This is a genomic window from Pseudomonas sp. P1_C12 (genome assembly GCF_056406435.1).
Genome location: NZ_JBFUAE010000019.1, coordinates 92,873 through 110,370 on the forward strand (window position 1 = coordinate 92,873; position 17,498 = coordinate 110,370).

Genomic DNA, 17,498 nt, shown 5'->3' on the forward strand with positions numbered 1-17,498 from the left:
TTCGCCTGTTTCAAGCTCAATTCGAATCGTGTTCTGACTTCAAGTAGGTCTTCGCCCACTCACGGTAATTATCCGAGAGCGTGTATTTTGAAAGCAGCTCAGGGAGGGAAAGCTCGCGCCCCTCCATACCGCTTTGTTCGCGTAGCGCCTCGTAGGACGCTTTGATTGCGGACAAATAGGGGGCATGCCCATTGACCACAACTCGCACATTGGCTGCGCTCAGCTTCTGAACATCGCTCAGTGCAGGGTTTCCATAATTAATCAGCATGATTGGCACGCAAAGATGCGAGGTGAGCGCCTCCAAGTGTTGGAAATCCTTTACTCCGACAAGGCAAATCGCATCGGCCCCAGCCTTTTGATAGGCCGTAGTGCGTGCGATGGAATCTTCCAAAGTGGAAACGGCTACATTCGTACGGGCGATGATGCTGAGGGCATCATCTGACCGGGCAAATCGCGCAGCGTAAATCTTGCTTGCGGCCTCTTCCATTTCGATAAGCACGTGCGCTTGCTCGTCGTATTTGGCCGGCAGGTGAGTATCTTCTAGCGTAAGAGCGGCAACACCGGCCTTCTGCAACTCGGTGACCGTTCGCATTACATTGAGCGCGTTGCCGAACCCATGATCAGCGTCTCCAATGATTGGGATTTGGCTGGCCCGTCCGACCCTGGAAACTTGCTCCGCATATTCATCAAGAGTGAGCAACGAGATATCCGGGGCACCGAGCACTTGAAGCGAGGCGACGGATCCACCCTGGATGGCGACCTCAAAGCCAAGGTCAGAGGCCATTCGAACCGAGATCGGATCGAACACTGATGCGGCAAATTTACAGACTGTTCCATGAAGTAAATCACCGAACGCCTTGCGTAGTTCGTGATGGGATCGCTCAATCATTTTTTCGGCTCCATCGCAATTCAACTGAGAACTTCGCTTGAATGGTTCTATGTGAACGAGGCATCGAATAGCTACCGGTCATTGCGCCCTATCCGAAGAGGAATGACCGGGTAAGCGATGTTGATTACTTTTGCGTTGCTAACGCTCTACGCTCCGCCTTTGCGTTTTTCATCGCGGCAATTTCACGCTCACAGGCTTCTACATCGAACGAGTTGTCCCACTTGGCAATGGCGATGGTGCCGATACCGTTGCCAATCAGGTTGGTAACAGCTCGCGCTTCATTGAGGAACCGGTCGATGCCCAAAAGCAGTACAAGGCCTACCAACGGAATGGAGTGGATGGTTGTAAGCGTTGCCGCGAGTGTTATGAACCCGGCACCCGCCACGCCAGCCGAGCCTTTCGAGGTCAGCAGGAAAACACCCAACAGAATCATCTGATCCATAAACGTCAGCGGCGTATTGGTTGCCTGTGCGATAAAAATCGCCGCCATGGTGAGGTAAATGCAGGTGCCATCCGCATTGAAGGTGTATCCAGTTGGCAGCACCATGCCCACCACCGACTTCTTGCAGCCCAGCTTTTCAAGTTTCACCATCATTCGCGGAAGCACAGCCTCAGTCGAGCAGGTTCCGAGCGTGATGAGGATCTCGTCCTTGAAGTACCGGAGAAACTGTAACAAAGGCATTCCTGACCATCGAGCAACCGTTCCAAGCACCACCACAATGAAGATCAGGGTGGTGACGTAGAGCGCAATCAGCAACTGGCCGAGCGACAGTAGCGTACCGATCCCGTACTTGCCGATAGTGAAAGCCATACCGGCACCGGCACCAATTGGAGCCAGCCGCATGACCATTGCCACGATTTTGAACAGCCCTTGCAGGAACAGGTCGATCGTATTGATCAGCGGTTTGCTGGTTTCACCCATTTGAACCAGGGCAACACCCATCAAGACCGAAAGCAGGATGACCTGGAGCATGACGCCATTCGAGAACGCACCGATAAAAGTTTGCGGGATGATGTTCATGAAAAAATCGACGGTGCCACCCTGCTCACTGGCAGCTTGGCTGTACTTGGCGATAGCACTGCCATCCAGTGCGTCAACATTGATGTTCATCCCTACGCCTGGCTTTACGACGTTAACCACAATAAGGCCGATGACCAGGGCGATGGTTGAAAGAATCTCGAAGTAGAGCAGCGATTTAACGCCAATTCTCCCTACCTCTTTGATGCTGCCCATCTTGGCGATACCGACAACCACGGTGCCAAAAATAATAGGGGCCAACAGCATTTTGATGAGTCTGATAAAGCCGTCTGCAAAAGGTTGAAGCCTGGCTCCGAATTGCGGTTCAAAGTGACCAATTGCTGCACCGATTACAATACCGATCAGCACCTGCACATACAGTTGGCTGTACCAGCGGGTCTTGGAGATTTCCACGGAAGCACCTCATTTTATTTTTGTGATGGGCATGTGGCGTGACGTCAGTGGGTGACGCCTGATAACTGCGGCCTCTTGAAAAAGGCCGCAGTTCAAGGGCTATTAGCCTTCGCCCAACTCACGCATCACTGCGTACAAGGCTGACTTGGCTTCGAAGCCGACACCTGGAATATCCGGCAGACCGACATAGCCGTTCTCCACCCGAATCCCGTCAGCGAACCCGCCGAAAGGCTGGAACACATCCGGGTACGATTCGTTACCGCCCAGGTGTAGACCCGCTGCGATGTTCAGGGACATCTGGTGACCACCATGCGGAACTACGCGGCGGGAAGACCAACCCATTTCTTCCATCACCTTCAGGGTGCGCATGTACTCCACGAGTCCGTAAGACAGGGCGCAGTCGAACTGGAGGTAATCGCGATCAGGGCGCATACCACCGTGGCGTAGCAGGTTACGAGCATCCTGATGGGAGAACAGGTTTTCACCAGTCGCCATGGGCAGTTCATAGTGGTTTGCAAGCTCGGCCTGCAGTTCATAGTCCAGCGGATCGCCAACTTCTTCGTACCAGAAGAGGTTGTACTTTTTGATGGCTTCCGCGTACGCAATACCTGTTTTCAAATCGAAACGGCCATTGGCATCGACCGCCAGGCGACGCCCGTCCCCTACTACTTCAAGCACCGCTTCGATGCGACGAATATCTTCGTCCAGTGGCACCGCACCAATCTTCATCTTGACGACGTCGTAGCCACGATCCAGATAGCTCTGCATCTCAGCCTTGAGCTTGGTCTGATCTTTGCCCGGGTAGTAGTAGCCGCCCGCCGCGTAGACCCAGACCTTGTCATCTGCCACGCCGTCACGATAACGGTCGGCCAGCAGGCGATACAGAGGCTTGCCTTCAATCTTGGCAACGGCATCCCATACAGCCATATCAATGGTGCCGACAGCGACTGAGCGTTCGCCGTGGCCACCTGGCTTTTCGTTGGTCATCAGGGCTTTCCAGATGGCAAACGGATCCAGGTTGTTGTTCTCGTGGTCGATGAGAGTATCTGGATCAGCTTCCGTGATACGCGCCAGGAAGCGATCACGCATCAGAGCGCCTTGTCCATAGCGACCATTGGAGTTGAAACCGTAACCGATGACAGGTTTACCATCGCGAATCACATCCGTGACAACAGCGACAACCGAGCAGGTCATTTTCGAAAAATCGATGTAGGCATTGGCGATTGGAGAAGCGATGGAGACAGTTTTTTCACGGATGTCTACGATACGCATGACGGGTTCCTCTTGTTGTTGGTGGCCCCACGTTATGCTTTGCGATGACACCCGCCCAATGCTATTAATGCCGCGCCCTATGCACAGGAGGCATTGCCCTTGGAACTCGTCTGGCTTGAAGATTTTTCAGCGCTTGCGGAATACGGCAGCTTTGTTCGTGCCGCTGAAGCGCGCCACGTCACTCAGCCGGCCTTCAGCCGCAGAGTCCGTTCACTGGAGAATTGGATGGGCGTGGAGTTGTTTGTGCGAACGCCTCAGGGCGCAACGCTGACCGAGGCTGGAAGGCAGATTTTGCCCAGTGCTCAGGAGGCTGCACGACGCTTGTACAGGATGCGCACAGAGGCACAGGAGGTGGCTGGGATGGCCGCCAAAACGCTGCAATTCGCAGCCACTCACTCCCTGTCATTCACCTTCTTTCCGAGATGGCTGAGAAGTACGGAAAATGGCGCCCCGATAGATGCTGTACGACTGCACTCAGATAGCATGGCTGTCTGTGAGCAGATGCTGATTCACGGCCAGGTTCAGTTCCTGCTTTGCCATCGCCATCCCGACGTCCCCCCCTTGCTAGCCCCTGATCAGTTCATTGGGAAGAAAGTTGGAGAGGATGTACTCGTGCCATTGGCGAGTGCCTCTGCCAATTTTGGTACCTCACCAGAAACACTGCCCTACTTGGCATACACCCACGAATCGGGTCTAGGCCGCATCGTCGCTCACCGACTCCACGGCAAGGAAGACTACCTTAACCTCAAGCCTCTTTTTAGTAGCCACCTTGCAGCAGTGCTGATGTCCATGGCCTTGGAAAGCAAGGGTGTCGCGTGGTTACCCAAAAGCCTGACAGAACAGGAAATGGCTGACGGTCGGCTTGTCAGGGCGCTCGACGAAAGCTGGGATATTCCCTTGGAGATTCATCTCACGCGTCCCACAGCCCCAATCAGCCCATCTGCCGAAGAATTCTGGGCCAAGCTGGGCGGCTAGATCCATTTGGCCGCCTCCAGTTTTCCTTTACCAATGGCGTTCCGGGGCCGAAGAAATTCCAATACGTCACGATTCGTGAAGTGTTTGATCACTGAATCGCCATTGCTTGAAGCCAGTAACCTGATTTCGCTCGTGGCCGCGAATCGACTAACCCAACGTGTTAAGGCACACCACCTTGGGTTGGGTCATTTCCTCGTAGGCAAAACGTACGCCTTCCCGGCCCAGGCTACCGTACTTGGAACCGCCAAACGGCATCGCATCGAAGCGGTAGTCGGAAGAGTCGTTGATCATCACTCCCCCGGCTTCGATTCTCCGTGCGGCGCTCATCGCGGTTGCCAGATCATTGGTGAAGATCCCGGCATGCAGGCTGTATTCGGGCTCATTGGCCAACGCGATGGCTTCATCGAAACTCTCGAAGCACTGCAGTACCACCACCGGAGCGAAGACTTCATTGCGCCAGAGTCGACTGGCGTGATCGACGTTTTCCAACACGGTGGCGGCGTAGCACGATCCTTCACGCCGATGGCCGCAGAGCAACGTGGCGCCCTCTTGCAAGGCCTCGTTCACCACTTGCTCGGCATTCTGCGCGGCTTGCGCAGTAATCATGGGGCCGATATCGGTAACGGCCAGCAATGGATCGCCGACCACAAGCGCACGGGCCTGGCTGACGAGTTGCTCTCGGAACGCGTCATAAATCGACGCCTGAATCAGCAAGCGCTGAGTGCCTACGCAGTTCTGCCCCGCTGCCCAAAAGGCTCCGGACACGCAACTCTCGACAGCGGCCTCAAGGTTGCAGTCGCCCATGACGATTACCGGCGCATTGCCGCCCAGGTCCATGGCGAGTTTCTTCAACCCGGCCGTGCGGGCAATCTGCTCTGCGGTGACGAAACCGCCGGTGAAGGAAATCATCCGCACCTCACGGGCGGCGACCAACGCCTTGCCCAGCTCCGCGCCGCCGGTGGCGACTGTGACCACTGATTCAGGCAAGCCTGCTGCGACCAGATAAGACACCAGTTTAATGGCCGACAATGGCGCGAGCTCGGAGGGTTTGAGAATCACCGCGTTACCGCCCGCAATGGCCGGACCGAGTTTATGCGCCACCAGGTTCAACGGATCGTTGTACGGCGTGATCGCAACGATCAGACCCAGAGGTTCACGGGAAAACCAGCCCTGACGAGATTCGGAACCTTCATAAGCGTCGAAAGGCACCACCTCCCCGGCATTGCGCCTGGCCTCCTCGGCCGACAGCTTGAGGGTGTTGACGCAACGCTTGACCTCCTTTTCCGCCTGTTTGAGGGTCTTCCCGGCCTCGTCGACGATCAGCCTGGCAAACACACCGGCATCACGTTCGATGTTGATTGCGGCTTGCTCAAGAATGCGAGCCCGACGATGACGCGCTAACGCCGCGCACGCTCGTGCACCACTGCGCCCGGTCTCCAACAACTGCGGAACTTGCGACGCACAGACATTCGTTACGCTACCGATGACGGAACCGTCATAGGCGTTAAAGACTTCAATGGGCGACTCCACGATATCCAGAACCAGGCGCGATAATTTCACAGTCTTACTCCTGGTTGCGTGCAATGGATTGATGGATGCTGACGATGTCCGAGAGCAGCGCAAACGCTGTTTCCGTACGCCCGGCTCCCGGCCCCGAAACCGTTACCGCGCCGAGCAGTTGCGAGGTAAACGACACCGCGTTGGTTGCGCCGCCAACACTGGCCAACGGATGATCGCTGTGCAACAGCCGCGGTTCGACACTGGCACTGATCGAGCCGTCGGCATGGCGCATCGCCGACCCGATCAGCTTCCAGCGAGCGCCGTCCTGCCGGGCTTTTTCGATGTCGCCAAGGCTCAGGGACGAAATGCCGCTGCACGTGACGTCGCTGACCGTCAGCTTCGCGTCCAGCAGTTCATTCGCCAGGATCACCACCTTGAGGCGTACGTCATGACCCTCGACATCCGCTGTCGGATCGGCTTCGGCGTAACCCAGCTCCTGAGCCTTGCTGACGGCCTCGGCAAACCCCAGGCCGCCTTCCATGCTGGTCAGTACGAAGTTGGACGTGCCGTTCAGAATTCCTTCAAAACCGACTATGGAGCTGCCGGCCAGCGCCTGCCTGGCCAGGCGAATAACCGGCGTGCCGCTCATGACCGAGCCTTCGTATTCAAAGGCGACATGCTTGCGTCGAGCCAGCGCCTTGAGCTCCGCGCCGTGCAAGGCGATGGGGCCCTTGTTGGTGGTGACGACATGCTGGCCGCCCTCCAGCGCCCAACGGCAGAACGACGTCGCCGGTTCACCGTCCACCGGGTTGGTGAAGGTGGCTTCAACAATAATGTCCGCGCCGGAGTCCTTGATCACCGCTTCATTGAGGGCTGTGACGTCGCCACCCGACAGTTGCGCCAATGCACCTTTGACTGCCGGCAATTGGGCGAGCGCATTGGCATCCAACCCTTCGCGGCCAATCACCGAACCGAGAAACAAGTCGGTCACACCGACGATTTTCAGGGTGAAACCCAGTTCTGTTTTCCACTGTTCGTTACGTTCGGCAATCAGCTGAGCCAATGCCCGGTTAACACCACCAAAGCCAACCAGCGCCAATTTGTATTCAGTCATTTTGTTATGCCCTTGATCCGGGTGATGGGTTGTTGGGCACTAGGTTAGGGCTGGGCCCAGGGCAGTGAAATAGGCCAATTTGCTCTATTTTATGGGCGTTTTGACCAGTGCCGGGACAAAGCTTCAGAATCGGGTAGGAGCGAGCTTGCTCGCGATAAGCCGGAGAACGCCGCGGGGTGTCAGGCTTTCAGCGTTATCGTTGGCGACCATCGTCGGAACGCCGCCCGGAGCCGGCTCGCTCCTACAGGTTATTGCGCAAGCTCGCGCCACCGATTTGGCCATTGAATAGAGCTTGTTTAACGCCTGTCAGTGTTACTCGATGAAAGCTACAACGCCTTGCGTCGTTGCCTACAGGTACGCCAGAATCCGCCGGCTTGTGCGCCTTGGAAGCCATCGGTAACTTGGCCCGCGTCACTGATTCCCAGTGATCGGGTTTAGCAGCCCGTGGTATTTGAAGATCGTACGAGTGTCCGTCAGGCAGGTATTCCATACCTGCATTTGATGGTGGCTGTGCGTAGGGCGCCCTTGGGCGCGCCGGCTTTCTTCTTTTCCCCGGTCTGCTAACCTGCGTACAGCCGCCACCCCTCGTTTAGCAGCGACGGCGTGGCTGCACTACAACAGGAAAAGAAAATCATGTTCAAGGTCACACCCAATCCCCCGAACAATGAACCGGCAATATCTTCCGAACGCATCCCCTCTGCCGCCGACTTACAGGCCACTCCCCGCAAACTCTGCAGCATGTTCATCGTCAATCCGCAACTCGATACCGAAACCCTGTTGGCTCACGCCTGCGAGTCGCTGGCCTCGGCCAATGTCATGACGATGGATCTGGCGGACCGGACGCAGGGATCGAGTCGAAATACGCTGTTGGGCATCGCGCAAGTCATCACGCTGGGCGAACTGGCGGTGAACCACGCGCTGGACCGGGTCGATCCGCCTGAGTAGAAGATCAAAAGATCGTCCGAACGCGGCCCGAGCCTGCGGCAGCTCCTACATGGGTCCTCTACAACCGTCATTTTGCGCGTGTACGCAAAACCCGTAGGAGCTGCCGCAGGCTGCGATCCTTTGACTTTTAATGCCTGCGCAACCACTCGATAAACAGCGCAAATGCTCGCGATGCACGCAAAAAAAAGCCAACACACGTTGGCTTTTAGCGGTACGAAAAATGGGCTATACGACAGACGACAGCACAAAGGAGGTCACGGTATTTTCCACCCCGGGCAACGCGGCAATTTCAGTCCAGACCTTGTGCACCCGCTGCGGACTCGCAGCGCCCACCCGCAGCATCAGGTCGAATTCACCGCTCATGACATCGCACTGGATGACTTCCGGAATGGCCCGCAGCGCTTGCAGCACTTCCGCACCCCGCATCCGGTCGTAGCGGTAAACGAAAATCACCGCGTTGATGTTCGAAGTGGCTTGTCGCCCCTCCCCCGTGCGTACCGTATATCCCTGTATTACCCCGTCGCGTTCAAGTCTTTCTATACGTTGGCGCACCGCATTGCGTGACAGATTGACCTTGGCTGCCAGCTCGGCATGTGCAGCCCTGGCATTGAGCTGTAGCTCCGCGATGATGTGTTCATCGAGGGGGTCCAGAATTCGCTTCACTTGGCCTCCTGTTGCCGCGCCTTCACTGCGCGCTGAGCAGCTCATGGATGGTGTCGAGATCGTCCGGTTGAATCCGGTAAACCTGCGCCTGTCCTTGCGTCGCGACCTCAGGTTGCGATCCCGCCACACTGATGCCCAACTGGCCAAGCAGTGCCGCCGACTTGACCGGTGAGATTTCCCCCAGGGTCACCATGGGCGCCACCAGGCTTCGCCGATACAACCGGGCGGCCAGCACACCAGTGGCTGTATGCGGGTCGATGACGTATCCCGTGTCACGATACAGCGAGGTGATTTCCGTCAGCGTCTGCTCATCACTGACCGCATAGGAGTCGATGATCATCCGCGCCTGCAACCAGAACTCGTTGGCGATGACCATCTCGCCGCTGGACTCGAACCCCTCCATCAGGGCACACACCGCCTGGTCGTCACGCCCGTAGAGCTCCCAGAGAAACCGTTCCAGATTGGAAAAGATCGACAGGTCCATGGCAGGCGAAAGCGTCTTGTTGGCTCGTGACCTGCTGTAGTGGTTCTTCTGAAACAACTGATGCAACGCGTCATTCTGGTTGGTCGCAACAATCATCTGGGTGATCGGCAGGCCCATTTTTTGCGCGATGTAGCCTGCGTACACCTCGGCAAAACTCGCCGCCGGCACACTGAAACCGATCGGACGTTGACCACCCCCCAGTTGCAACACGGCGTGGAAATAAAACACCAGTTGCGCCAACACACTGACCCAGTTACTCGAGTTGAAACTGATCGCCTCGTGCTGCGCATACGGCCATTGTCGGAACAGCCGGGTGACGATGGTCTGGCAATCGTCGAAGCTGCCATTCACCGCAAACTGATGAACCCTTGGGTGCGCCGCTGCTCGCAGATGCTGGAGTTGGTCCAGGGGTACGCCCTTCTCTGGGTAAAACACCACCACGGGGGTGTCCTCACAGTGCTTGAACGCCTCGATGGCCGCCAGCCCGGTATCGCCGTTGGTGGCACCGATCACCACCCCGCGGCGCCCGCGCTTGTGCAGAAAATACGGCACCAGCCGCGCCTGCAACTGCGCGGCAAAATCCTTCGAGGAGCGAGTCGGCCCGTGGAACAGTTCCAGCACCCACTCGTTACGATCGACCTGATGCAAAGGCGCCAGGGAACGATGGCTGAATTGACTGCCAGCCTCTTTGAGCATGCGCTTGAGGTCTGTCTCGGGGATCGCCTCGCCCACAAACGGACTGATCACCCTGTAGGCCAGTTCGTCATAGGGCAAGGTCGACCAGTTGGCGATATCCTGCGATTCAAACAGCGGCAGTTCGAGCGGTACGAACAGCCCACCGTCCTCGGCAATGCCAGACAATACGACCTGTTCGAAGTCGACCTGCACGGCCGAATTTCGGGTACTCACATAACGCATGGTTGGCTCCGGCCATTCATTTGAAACGATGTGCCTGCTCGACCAGCCAGGTGGAAAACATCACCGCGTCGGGGTGCTGCTCGGCCCCGGAACCGCGCACAAGGTAAAAAGACTCGCTGGCTTCGATACGCTGGGTAAAGGGTTCGACCAATCGTCCATCCTGAAGCATCTCCTCCACCATCGAGGACCGCGCCAGGGCGATCCCCTGCCCTAACTCGGCCATGCGCAAAGTGGAGATCAATGTGTCGAACTGCATGCCGGTCGAGAAATCGACAGTGTCCGCACCGACCATGTTCAACCAGTAACCCCAACCCTCTTCGTAGCCCAGAACATGCAACAGCGAATGGTGCGACACGTCCGCAGGTACCGTCAGCGGCGACCTTGCCATCAGGTCCGGCGAGCAGACCGGGAACAACGTGTCCCAGGTCAGGCGCTGCGACACCAGGCCGGGCCATTGACCGTGGCCCCAGCGAATCTCCATGTCATCCTCCCCGTCCAGTTCCTTGACCCAGATATTGCTGATGTAGCGGATATCGACATGCGGATGCGCCTGGCTGAACCCTGCCAGCTTGGGCGCCAGCCAATGCACGAAGAACGCCAGGCTGCCACGCACCTTGATCGGCCGACGTTTGTGCTGACCAAAAATTTCGTTGGTCCCCACTGCCAGTCGCGTGATCGCATCCTGCACCACCGGCAGATACGCCTGGCCTTCCTCGGTCAGTCCCAAGCCACGGGGCAAGCGCTTGAACAAAGCCACTCCAAGATGGCTTTCCAGTTGGCGGATTTGCTGACTGACTGCCCCCTGGGTCAAAAACAGTTCTTCGGCAGCATGGGTGAAGTTCAAACAGCGGGCAGACACCTCGAATGCCCGCAGCCAGTTCAATGGGGGTAGCGTCTTTTGCTTCATGGCTTGAACCTCTTGGACGCCCCCTCCACCGAGCACGCTTGCCCATCCCGTCGACGCTGACTAGAACGCGTCGGACGGTTGTGCCAAGGGGGCAACCGACAAGCGTCGCTCGCGGCTTTTGCGGGTAATGTAATACACGAAATAGCACCAGGCGATGAAAGGCAAACCGAAGTACAACGCCACTCGCTGCTCCGGATCGAACGCAATCCCGACACACGCCAGACTGCAGCAGACCAGCGCTCCCAGCGGCACCCATGGATAACCCCGGACACGGAACTTCAAGTCGCGGATGTCACCGCCGTTGGCCACATAGTGACGGCGAAAAGCAATCTGGCTCGCAGCGATGCTCATCCAGACCACCACGACCGCCAATCCGGAGATCGACACCAGCGCCAGATAGATGGTGTCGGCGGCAAACACGCTACTGAGCAACGAGGCAGCCCCACCCGCCATGCTGACGATAATGGCGTTGAGCGGCGTACCCATGCGAGTCAGGGCCGAGAACCGCTTGGGCAGGTGACCCTGGTCACTCAGCGTCCAGAGCATCCGTGACGCGGCATACAAACCGGAGTTGGCGGCCGACAGCAAGGCACTGATGATCACGAAGTTCATGATGTCTGCCGAATATGGAATCCCGATGTAGGTAAATACAGTGACGAATGGACTCTCTACCAGGCCGGCCTGCTCTCGAGGCAATAGCGTCGCCAGGACGAAAATGGTCCCCACGAAAAAGATCGCCAGGCGCAGCACCGTCGTACGAATGGCACGCGGCACGTTGCGCTGCGGGTCCTTGGTTTCCCCAGCGGCAATACCGATCAACTCAGTGCCGGAGAACGCAAAAGACACCGCCAGTAACGTCATTGCTATCGGCATGACTCCGGTAGGAAAAAGTCCTTCGCGAGTGAAGTTGCTCAGCCCGATACTGTGGCCCTGATCGATGTGCAGCAGACCGAGAATCGCGCCACCGCCAATCATCAAAAACACGATGACGGTCACCACTTTAACCAGAGACAACCAGAACTCGGTCTCAGCGAACAGGCGCACCGAAATCACATTGGTCAGAAACACCAAGCCCGCAAATAGCGCACTCCAGATCCATACCGGTGTATCCGGGAACCAACGCGCCATCAAGATACCGGCGGCGGTGAATTCAGAACCGATGGCCACCGTCCAGGTCAGCCAATACAGCCAAGCCACGGTATAGCCGGTACCAGGCCCGAGAAAACGGGTGGCGTACGTACTGAATGAACCGGTTTCCGGCATCTGTACCGCCAGTTCGCCCAGGCACATCATCACCATGTACACCATGAGTGCGCCGATGATGTAAGCGATCACCGCGCCCAAGGGACCGGCCTGGTTAACCGTGTACCCGGACGTGAGAAACAGTCCGGTACCGATGACGCCGCCCAATGCCAACATGACAATATGCCGTGTTTGCATTTCCTGTTTAAAACCGGAACGCGAATGAAGTTGTTCTTCTTTTATGGACATGGTTGTTCTCATGAAAGTTATTAGGGCTCGAATTAACGTCTGCGATGACTGACTGGGCAGAGAAAAAACAGATCGCCACTAAGTTTTATTATTATTCCACTTCATGAACGCCCCACTCACATCCTTGCAGTGAGGTTTAACGCTAACGCTTCAGTTTGCAACTTCGGCGCAACTTTCATTGATTGAAAGCTGCGTGTTTGCTTGTGCGGGTCCGTTGCCCGCCTCCCTGACAAATGCGAACGCCTGTTTCAGGTCGTCGAGCAGATCGTCGGTGTCTTCAATGCCGACAGAGATCCGCACCAGCCCTTCGGAAATACCCAGGGCCAGGCGTTCCTCCAGCGTGTTCTCGACATGGCTGGTGGTGCGGGCCGGACCGTAGATGGTTTCCACCGCACCGAGATTGCCCGCGCAGTGGGCGAATTGCAGTCGTGGCAAGAGCACCTTGACCGTGTCCATGCCGCCCACCACGACAAAACTGACGATTGCACCGAAACCGGACATTTGCGCGCACGCCACCGCATGATTCGGATGGCCGGGCAAGCCGGGATAATTGACCGACTCCACCAACGGTTCGACGCAAAGATACTCTGCCAGAGCACGGGCACTGCGTTGCTGCTGACGCATGCGCAGCACCAACGTTTTCATGCCGCGAATGATCATGTAGGCGGAGAACGGGTCGAGCGCCGCACCGTTGATTTCCCGATAATGACGCACCTTGGCCATCAGTGATTCACTACCGCACACCAGGCCGCCAAGCACGTCGCCGTGGCCGCTGAGAAACTTGGTGGCACTGTGAATGACCACGTCCACACCCAGCGCCAGCGGGTTCTGATTCAATGGCGTGGCGAAGGTGTTATCCGCCACCACAATGGCACCGACGCGCTTGGCCGCAGCCACCAGACGCTCGATATCGAGTATTTTCAGCGTCGGGTTGGTCGGTGTTTCCAGATACACCAACTGGCAACCTTTGGCGATTTCGCATTCGATTTCTTCGTGATCGAACGTCTCGCACAATGTCACGTTCACACCGGTACGCGGCAGGAACTCTTCGAAAATCTTGTTGGTGCCGCCATAGCTGTCCTTGGTCGACACCACCCGATCGCCATGGGCCAGGAAGGTGTAAAGCACACTGCTGATCGCCGCCATCCCGCTGCTGAACGCCACGGCAGATTCGGCCTGCTCCAACTCGCGAATCTTTGCCTCGAGGGTCTCGACTGTCGGGTTGCTCATGCGGCTGTAAATAAAGCCGGGCGCCTTGCCCAACGCAACGTCGTACCAGACATCGATGTCGTCATAACCATAGGCGGCACTGACCACGATGGGCGTTTGAGTGGCGTTGTAGGGATGCCTGACTTGCTCCCCGCCCCACACTGCACGGGTTCCCGCACCCGCATTAACAAACCCTGCGCTGCCTGGTTTTTTATTCATAAAGACTACTCGCACTGAGGGTGGCGAATGTTGAGTCACTCACCGGATCTGGCGGCCAATATAGTGAAAAGCAGCGCCGCCGAGAAACGATGTTATCGGTGCCAAAGGGCTGCTTTTTTTAATGGCTGTGATTGCGCAGATTCAGGTCAGTTGCGGCAGCGAAACGATCTCTTTCAGGAGCGACATCGGCATTCAATACTCCGATAACGTGAGTTTTCCTTGATCGCGCGCGGCTGCCAAAACCTCGGCATCAACGGCGAGTGCAAAGTTTTCCCGTGTCGATATCAGGCACGGAGGTGGCGCGATCAGGTATCTGGATTGTCGGACAAGCCGGGTAAGGTGGCGCAACTTTTCACTGCGGTGGCCACATCGCGGTGACAGAGCATATAGAACAGTAGCGTTGAGGACTGTCGCTTTCAGGAGGGGCAACAGCAAGCCCCTGATCGCCTACCCCTCACTCAGAACGCTTGAATGTCGATCGCCAAAGAGTAAAACCAATGATTAGCCCGAGCTCCAAGGATTCGAATGGCCAATTGGCGCAGGGCTTCAAGCCTCGTCACGTCACAATGCTGTCAATCGCCGGTATCATCGGCGCCGGTTTATTCGTTGGCTCAGGACATGCCATTGCCGCTGCCGGGCCGGCCGTCCTCCTGGCCTATCTATTCTCAGGCCTGCTCGTCGTTCTGGTCATGCGCATGCTCGGTGAAATGGCGGTGGCCAACCCGGACACCGGTTCGTTCTCCACCTATGCCGACCAGGCAATAGGTCGTTGGGCAGGCTTCACCATCGGTTGGCTCTACTGGTGGTTCTGGGTGCTGGTGATCCCTATTGAAGCACTGGCCGCCGGCCATGTGTTGAACCAATGGTTTCCCCAGATCGATGCCTGGCTGTTCGCCCTGGTGTCGATCATTGCGTTGGTGATCACCAATCTGTTCAGTGTCTCCAAGTACGGCGAATTCGAATTCTGGTTCGCCATGGCCAAGGTGGTGGCGATCATCGGTTTCATCGGCGTGGGTTTTGCCGTGCTGATGGGCTGGGTGCCCGATCGGGAAGTCAGCGGATTGAGCGGACTGATGGCCGAGCATGGCGGATTTGCCCCCAACGGCCTGTCGGCGGTAGTCGGCGCTTTCATCACCATCATGTTCAGCTTCATTGGTACTGAAGCGGTCACCATCGCCGCCGCCGAATCCGACAACCCGTCGCAGAACATTGCCAAAGCCACGCGTTCGGTGATCTGGCGCATCGGCGTGTTCTACCTGTTGTCGATTTTCGTGGTTATCTCCGTGGTGCCCTGGAACGATCCGCTGCTGGCCTCGGTAGGCTCTTACCAGCGCGCACTGGAAATCATGAACATTCCCCACGCCAAGTTCATGGTGGACGTGGTGGTGCTGATCGCCGTGGCCAGTTGCATGAACTCCTCGATCTACATTGCCTCGCGAATGCTGTACTCGCTGGGCCGTCGTGGCGATGCGCCGAAAGCGCTGAAGGCGACCTCCTCCGAGGGCGTGCCGCGGGCAGCAGTCATCGCCAGCACCGTGCTGGGCGCAGCGATCACCGTGTGGAGCTACTTCATGCCCGCCGGGCTGTTTGACTTCCTGCTGGCCAGCTCCGGTGCGATTGCCTTGCTGGTGTACCTGGCCATTGCGGTGTCGCAGCTGCGTATGCGCCGGATGCTACATCGGCAGAATGTCGAACTGGCCTTTCGTATGTGGCTGTTCCCGTGGCTCACATGGCTGGTGATCGCGTTCATTTGCGCAGCGTTGGCGGTCATGATGATAACCCCAGAGCACCGTAGCGAAGTGAGCTCGACCATTGGCCTGGCGCTGGCGATTTCCTTTATCGGTCTTGTGACATCGCGTCAGCCTGCGCGGGATGCAAGGGCGACGTCGGTGGGATAAAACCAAGGAGGTATTTGCGCCGAACCTGATACTCCCTACGCCGAGGCTGGGGGGTATTACAAGCCCCTGTGTCTGCGGCCGTAATCGCTCTTTGTGAGGACATGACCTCCGATGTCATCGAACTCCACCGTTTCCGACGGTACCGCTACAAAATCAGTTGGTTTTCTGCTGCTGGATAAATTCACACTGATTTCCCTGGCGTCAGCCGTAGAGCCACTGCGCATGGCCAATCAGTTGTCGGGGCGAGAGCTATATCGCTGGCATACGTTCAGCCCCGGTGGAGAGCCTGTCTGGGCCAGTGACGGCGTGCCGATCACGCCGGACGGTTCGTGGAGCAATCCATTAGTGGCGGACACTGTAATCGTGTGCGGTGGTGTTGGAATCCAGAGCGTGATTACCCGCGAGCACGTTACCTGGCTGCAAGCCCTTGCGCGTCAATCCAGACGGCTGGGAGGCGTGTGCACGGGCAGTTGGGCACTGGCCAAAGCCGGGCTGCTCGATGGTTATGAGTGCAGTGTGCACTGGGAGTTTCTGGCCGCCATGCAGGAAGCATTTCCGCGAGTCAGCATCAGTGCGAGTCTGTTCACCCTCGACCGAAACCGCTTCACAAGCTCCGGCGGAACGGCCCCTATGGACATGATGTTGCACCTGATCGGTCGCGATCATGGTCGTGAATTATCTGCTGCCATTTCGGAAATGTTTGTCTACGAGCGCATACGCAACGAACAGGACCATCAGCGTGTTCCGCTTAGGCATGTGCTGGGAACTCATCAGCCCAAGCTGCAGGAGATCGTTGCGTTGATGGAGGCCAACCTCGAGGAACCGCTCGACCTGGATAAGCTTGCAGAATACGTTGATCTGTCACGTCGACAGCTGGAGCGGCTATTTCAGAAATACCTTCACTGTACGCCGTCACGCTACTACTTGAGGTTACGTCTTGTTCGAGCGCGACAACTGCTTAAGCAAACATCATTGTCGATCATAGAGTTGGCGTATGTATGCGGTTTCGTGTCCACACCCCACTTTTCCAAATGCTATCGCGAGTACTTTGGTGTTCCACCCAGCGACGAGCGTTCCGGCTCTGAAATGAGTCGCATAGCGGCAACGCTTGCGACTACGCAGCAGTCATCGACCAGACCACTGACAGCACTCGACCAGGCACGAAACGAATCGACTTTTGCCAGTGTTCGAATGATTGATCGTTCCGATTTGGCGCAATCGTGCTGATCGGCCGTCCCTGCCGCCCCATTCATCCGTAGTGCATGGGTTTACTCAATAAGATCACGCAGGAGATTTGACGTGCACATTGGTGTTCCTCTCGAAACCCAGACCGGTGAAACACGGGTTGCTGCAACCCCGGAAACCATCAAGAAGCTGATCAGCCAGGGTCATAAGGTCACTGTACAAAGCGGCGCCGGCGTCAATGCCAGCGTAGTCGACAGTGCCTATGAAGCGGCAGGCGCAACCATTGGCAGCGCCAATGACGCGTTTGGTGCAGAGCTGATTTTGAAGGTGGTCGCGCCCAGCGACAGCGAGCTGGCGCTGATTAAAAGCGGCACCGTCGTGGTGGGGATGCTCAACC

General features: G+C 57.1%; 14 protein-coding genes and 1 pseudogene. 5 read left to right on the forward strand and 10 right to left on the reverse strand.

What is annotated here, in order from left to right; translation table 11 throughout:
• Positions 1–16 precede the first annotated feature (16 nt).
• The 3 genes from AC1D19_RS25920 to AC1D19_RS25930 all read right to left on the reverse strand — a co-directional run bounded on the left by AC1D19_RS25920 (position 17) and on the right by AC1D19_RS25930 (position 3,593).
• A complete protein-coding gene (locus AC1D19_RS25920; protein WP_477760523.1) occupies positions 17–889 on the reverse strand; it encodes an isocitrate lyase/PEP mutase family protein in 873 nt (290 codons plus the stop codon).
• Positions 890–1,013: 124 nt separating this feature from the next.
• A complete protein-coding gene (gene dctA / locus AC1D19_RS25925) occupies positions 1,014–2,321 on the reverse strand; it encodes a C4-dicarboxylate transporter DctA (RefSeq protein WP_477764992.1) in 1,308 nt (435 codons plus the stop codon).
• A 102-nt stretch (positions 2,322–2,423) separates the two neighbouring features.
• Entirely contained in the window at positions 2,424–3,593 is a 1,170-nt protein-coding gene (locus AC1D19_RS25930; protein WP_477755766.1) for a mandelate racemase/muconate lactonizing enzyme family protein, read from the reverse strand.
• Between the two features lie 99 nt (positions 3,594–3,692).
• Here AC1D19_RS25930 and AC1D19_RS25935 point away from each other — a divergent pair, with 99 nt between their 5' ends.
• Positions 3,693–4,568 carry a LysR family transcriptional regulator gene (locus AC1D19_RS25935; protein WP_477764993.1) on the forward strand — a complete coding sequence of 292 codons (876 nt, stop codon included), beginning with the start codon at positions 3,693–3,695 and terminating at the stop codon, positions 4,566–4,568.
• Positions 4,569–4,715: 147 nt separating this feature from the next.
• On the opposite strand, the gene AC1D19_RS25940 is transcribed toward AC1D19_RS25935, so the two are convergent.
• Positions 4,716–6,128, reverse strand: a complete 1,413-nt coding sequence (locus AC1D19_RS25940) for an aldehyde dehydrogenase family protein (RefSeq protein ID WP_477764994.1) — start codon at positions 6,126–6,128, stop codon at positions 4,716–4,718.
• Between the two features lie 4 nt (positions 6,129–6,132).
• Positions 6,133–7,182 carry a homoserine dehydrogenase gene (locus tag AC1D19_RS25945; RefSeq protein ID WP_477764995.1) on the reverse strand — a complete coding sequence of 350 codons (1,050 nt, stop codon included), beginning with the start codon at positions 7,180–7,182 and terminating at the stop codon, positions 6,133–6,135.
• Between the two features lie 633 nt (positions 7,183–7,815).
• Here AC1D19_RS25945 and AC1D19_RS25950 point away from each other — a divergent pair.
• Positions 7,816–8,127: a DUF6124 family protein gene (locus AC1D19_RS25950; RefSeq protein ID WP_477764996.1), complete on the forward strand. Its 312-nt coding sequence runs from the start codon at positions 7,816–7,818 to the stop codon at positions 8,125–8,127.
• A gap of 225 nt (positions 8,128–8,352) precedes the next feature.
• Here the strand turns inward: AC1D19_RS25950 and AC1D19_RS25955 are convergent, their stop codons facing one another.
• The 5 genes from AC1D19_RS25955 to AC1D19_RS25975 form a co-directional block, all read right to left on the reverse strand.
• Positions 8,353–8,790 carry an Lrp/AsnC family transcriptional regulator gene (locus AC1D19_RS25955; RefSeq protein WP_008003746.1) on the reverse strand — a complete coding sequence of 146 codons (438 nt, stop codon included), beginning with the start codon at positions 8,788–8,790 and terminating at the stop codon, positions 8,353–8,355.
• 22 nt (positions 8,791–8,812) lie between these two features.
• Positions 8,813–10,192 (reverse strand): threonine synthase, encoded by a 1,380-nt coding sequence (gene thrC / locus AC1D19_RS25960; protein WP_477764997.1) that lies wholly within the window; start codon positions 10,190–10,192, stop codon positions 8,813–8,815.
• A gap of 16 nt (positions 10,193–10,208) precedes the next feature.
• On the reverse strand, positions 10,209–11,099 hold the full coding sequence (locus AC1D19_RS25965; RefSeq protein WP_150655576.1) for a LysR substrate-binding domain-containing protein: 891 nt from the start codon (positions 11,097–11,099) through the stop codon (positions 10,209–10,211).
• A 60-nt stretch (positions 11,100–11,159) separates the two neighbouring features.
• Positions 11,160–12,590 carry an amino acid permease gene (locus AC1D19_RS25970; protein ID WP_477755514.1) on the reverse strand — a complete coding sequence of 477 codons (1,431 nt, stop codon included), beginning with the start codon at positions 12,588–12,590 and terminating at the stop codon, positions 11,160–11,162.
• Positions 12,591–12,740: 150 nt separating this feature from the next.
• Positions 12,741–14,018: a cystathionine gamma-synthase family protein gene (locus tag AC1D19_RS25975; RefSeq protein WP_477764998.1), complete on the reverse strand. Its 1,278-nt coding sequence runs from the start codon at positions 14,016–14,018 to the stop codon at positions 12,741–12,743.
• Positions 14,019–14,515: 497 nt separating this feature from the next.
• On the opposite strand from AC1D19_RS25975, the gene gabP reads away from it, so the two are divergent.
• The 3 genes and pseudogenes from gabP to AC1D19_RS25990 form a co-directional block, all read left to right on the forward strand.
• Entirely contained in the window at positions 14,516–15,916 is a 1,401-nt protein-coding gene (gene gabP / locus AC1D19_RS25980) for a GABA permease (RefSeq protein WP_477764999.1), read from the forward strand.
• Between the two features lie 111 nt (positions 15,917–16,027).
• Positions 16,028–17,143 (forward strand): choline metabolism transcriptional regulator GbdR, encoded by a 1,116-nt coding sequence (gbdR, locus tag AC1D19_RS25985; RefSeq protein ID WP_477765000.1) that lies wholly within the window; start codon positions 16,028–16,030, stop codon positions 17,141–17,143.
• Between the two features lie 72 nt (positions 17,144–17,215).
• Positions 17,216–17,498: pseudogene (locus AC1D19_RS25990) on the forward strand (NAD(P)(+) transhydrogenase (Re/Si-specific) subunit alpha); the annotation flags it as partial.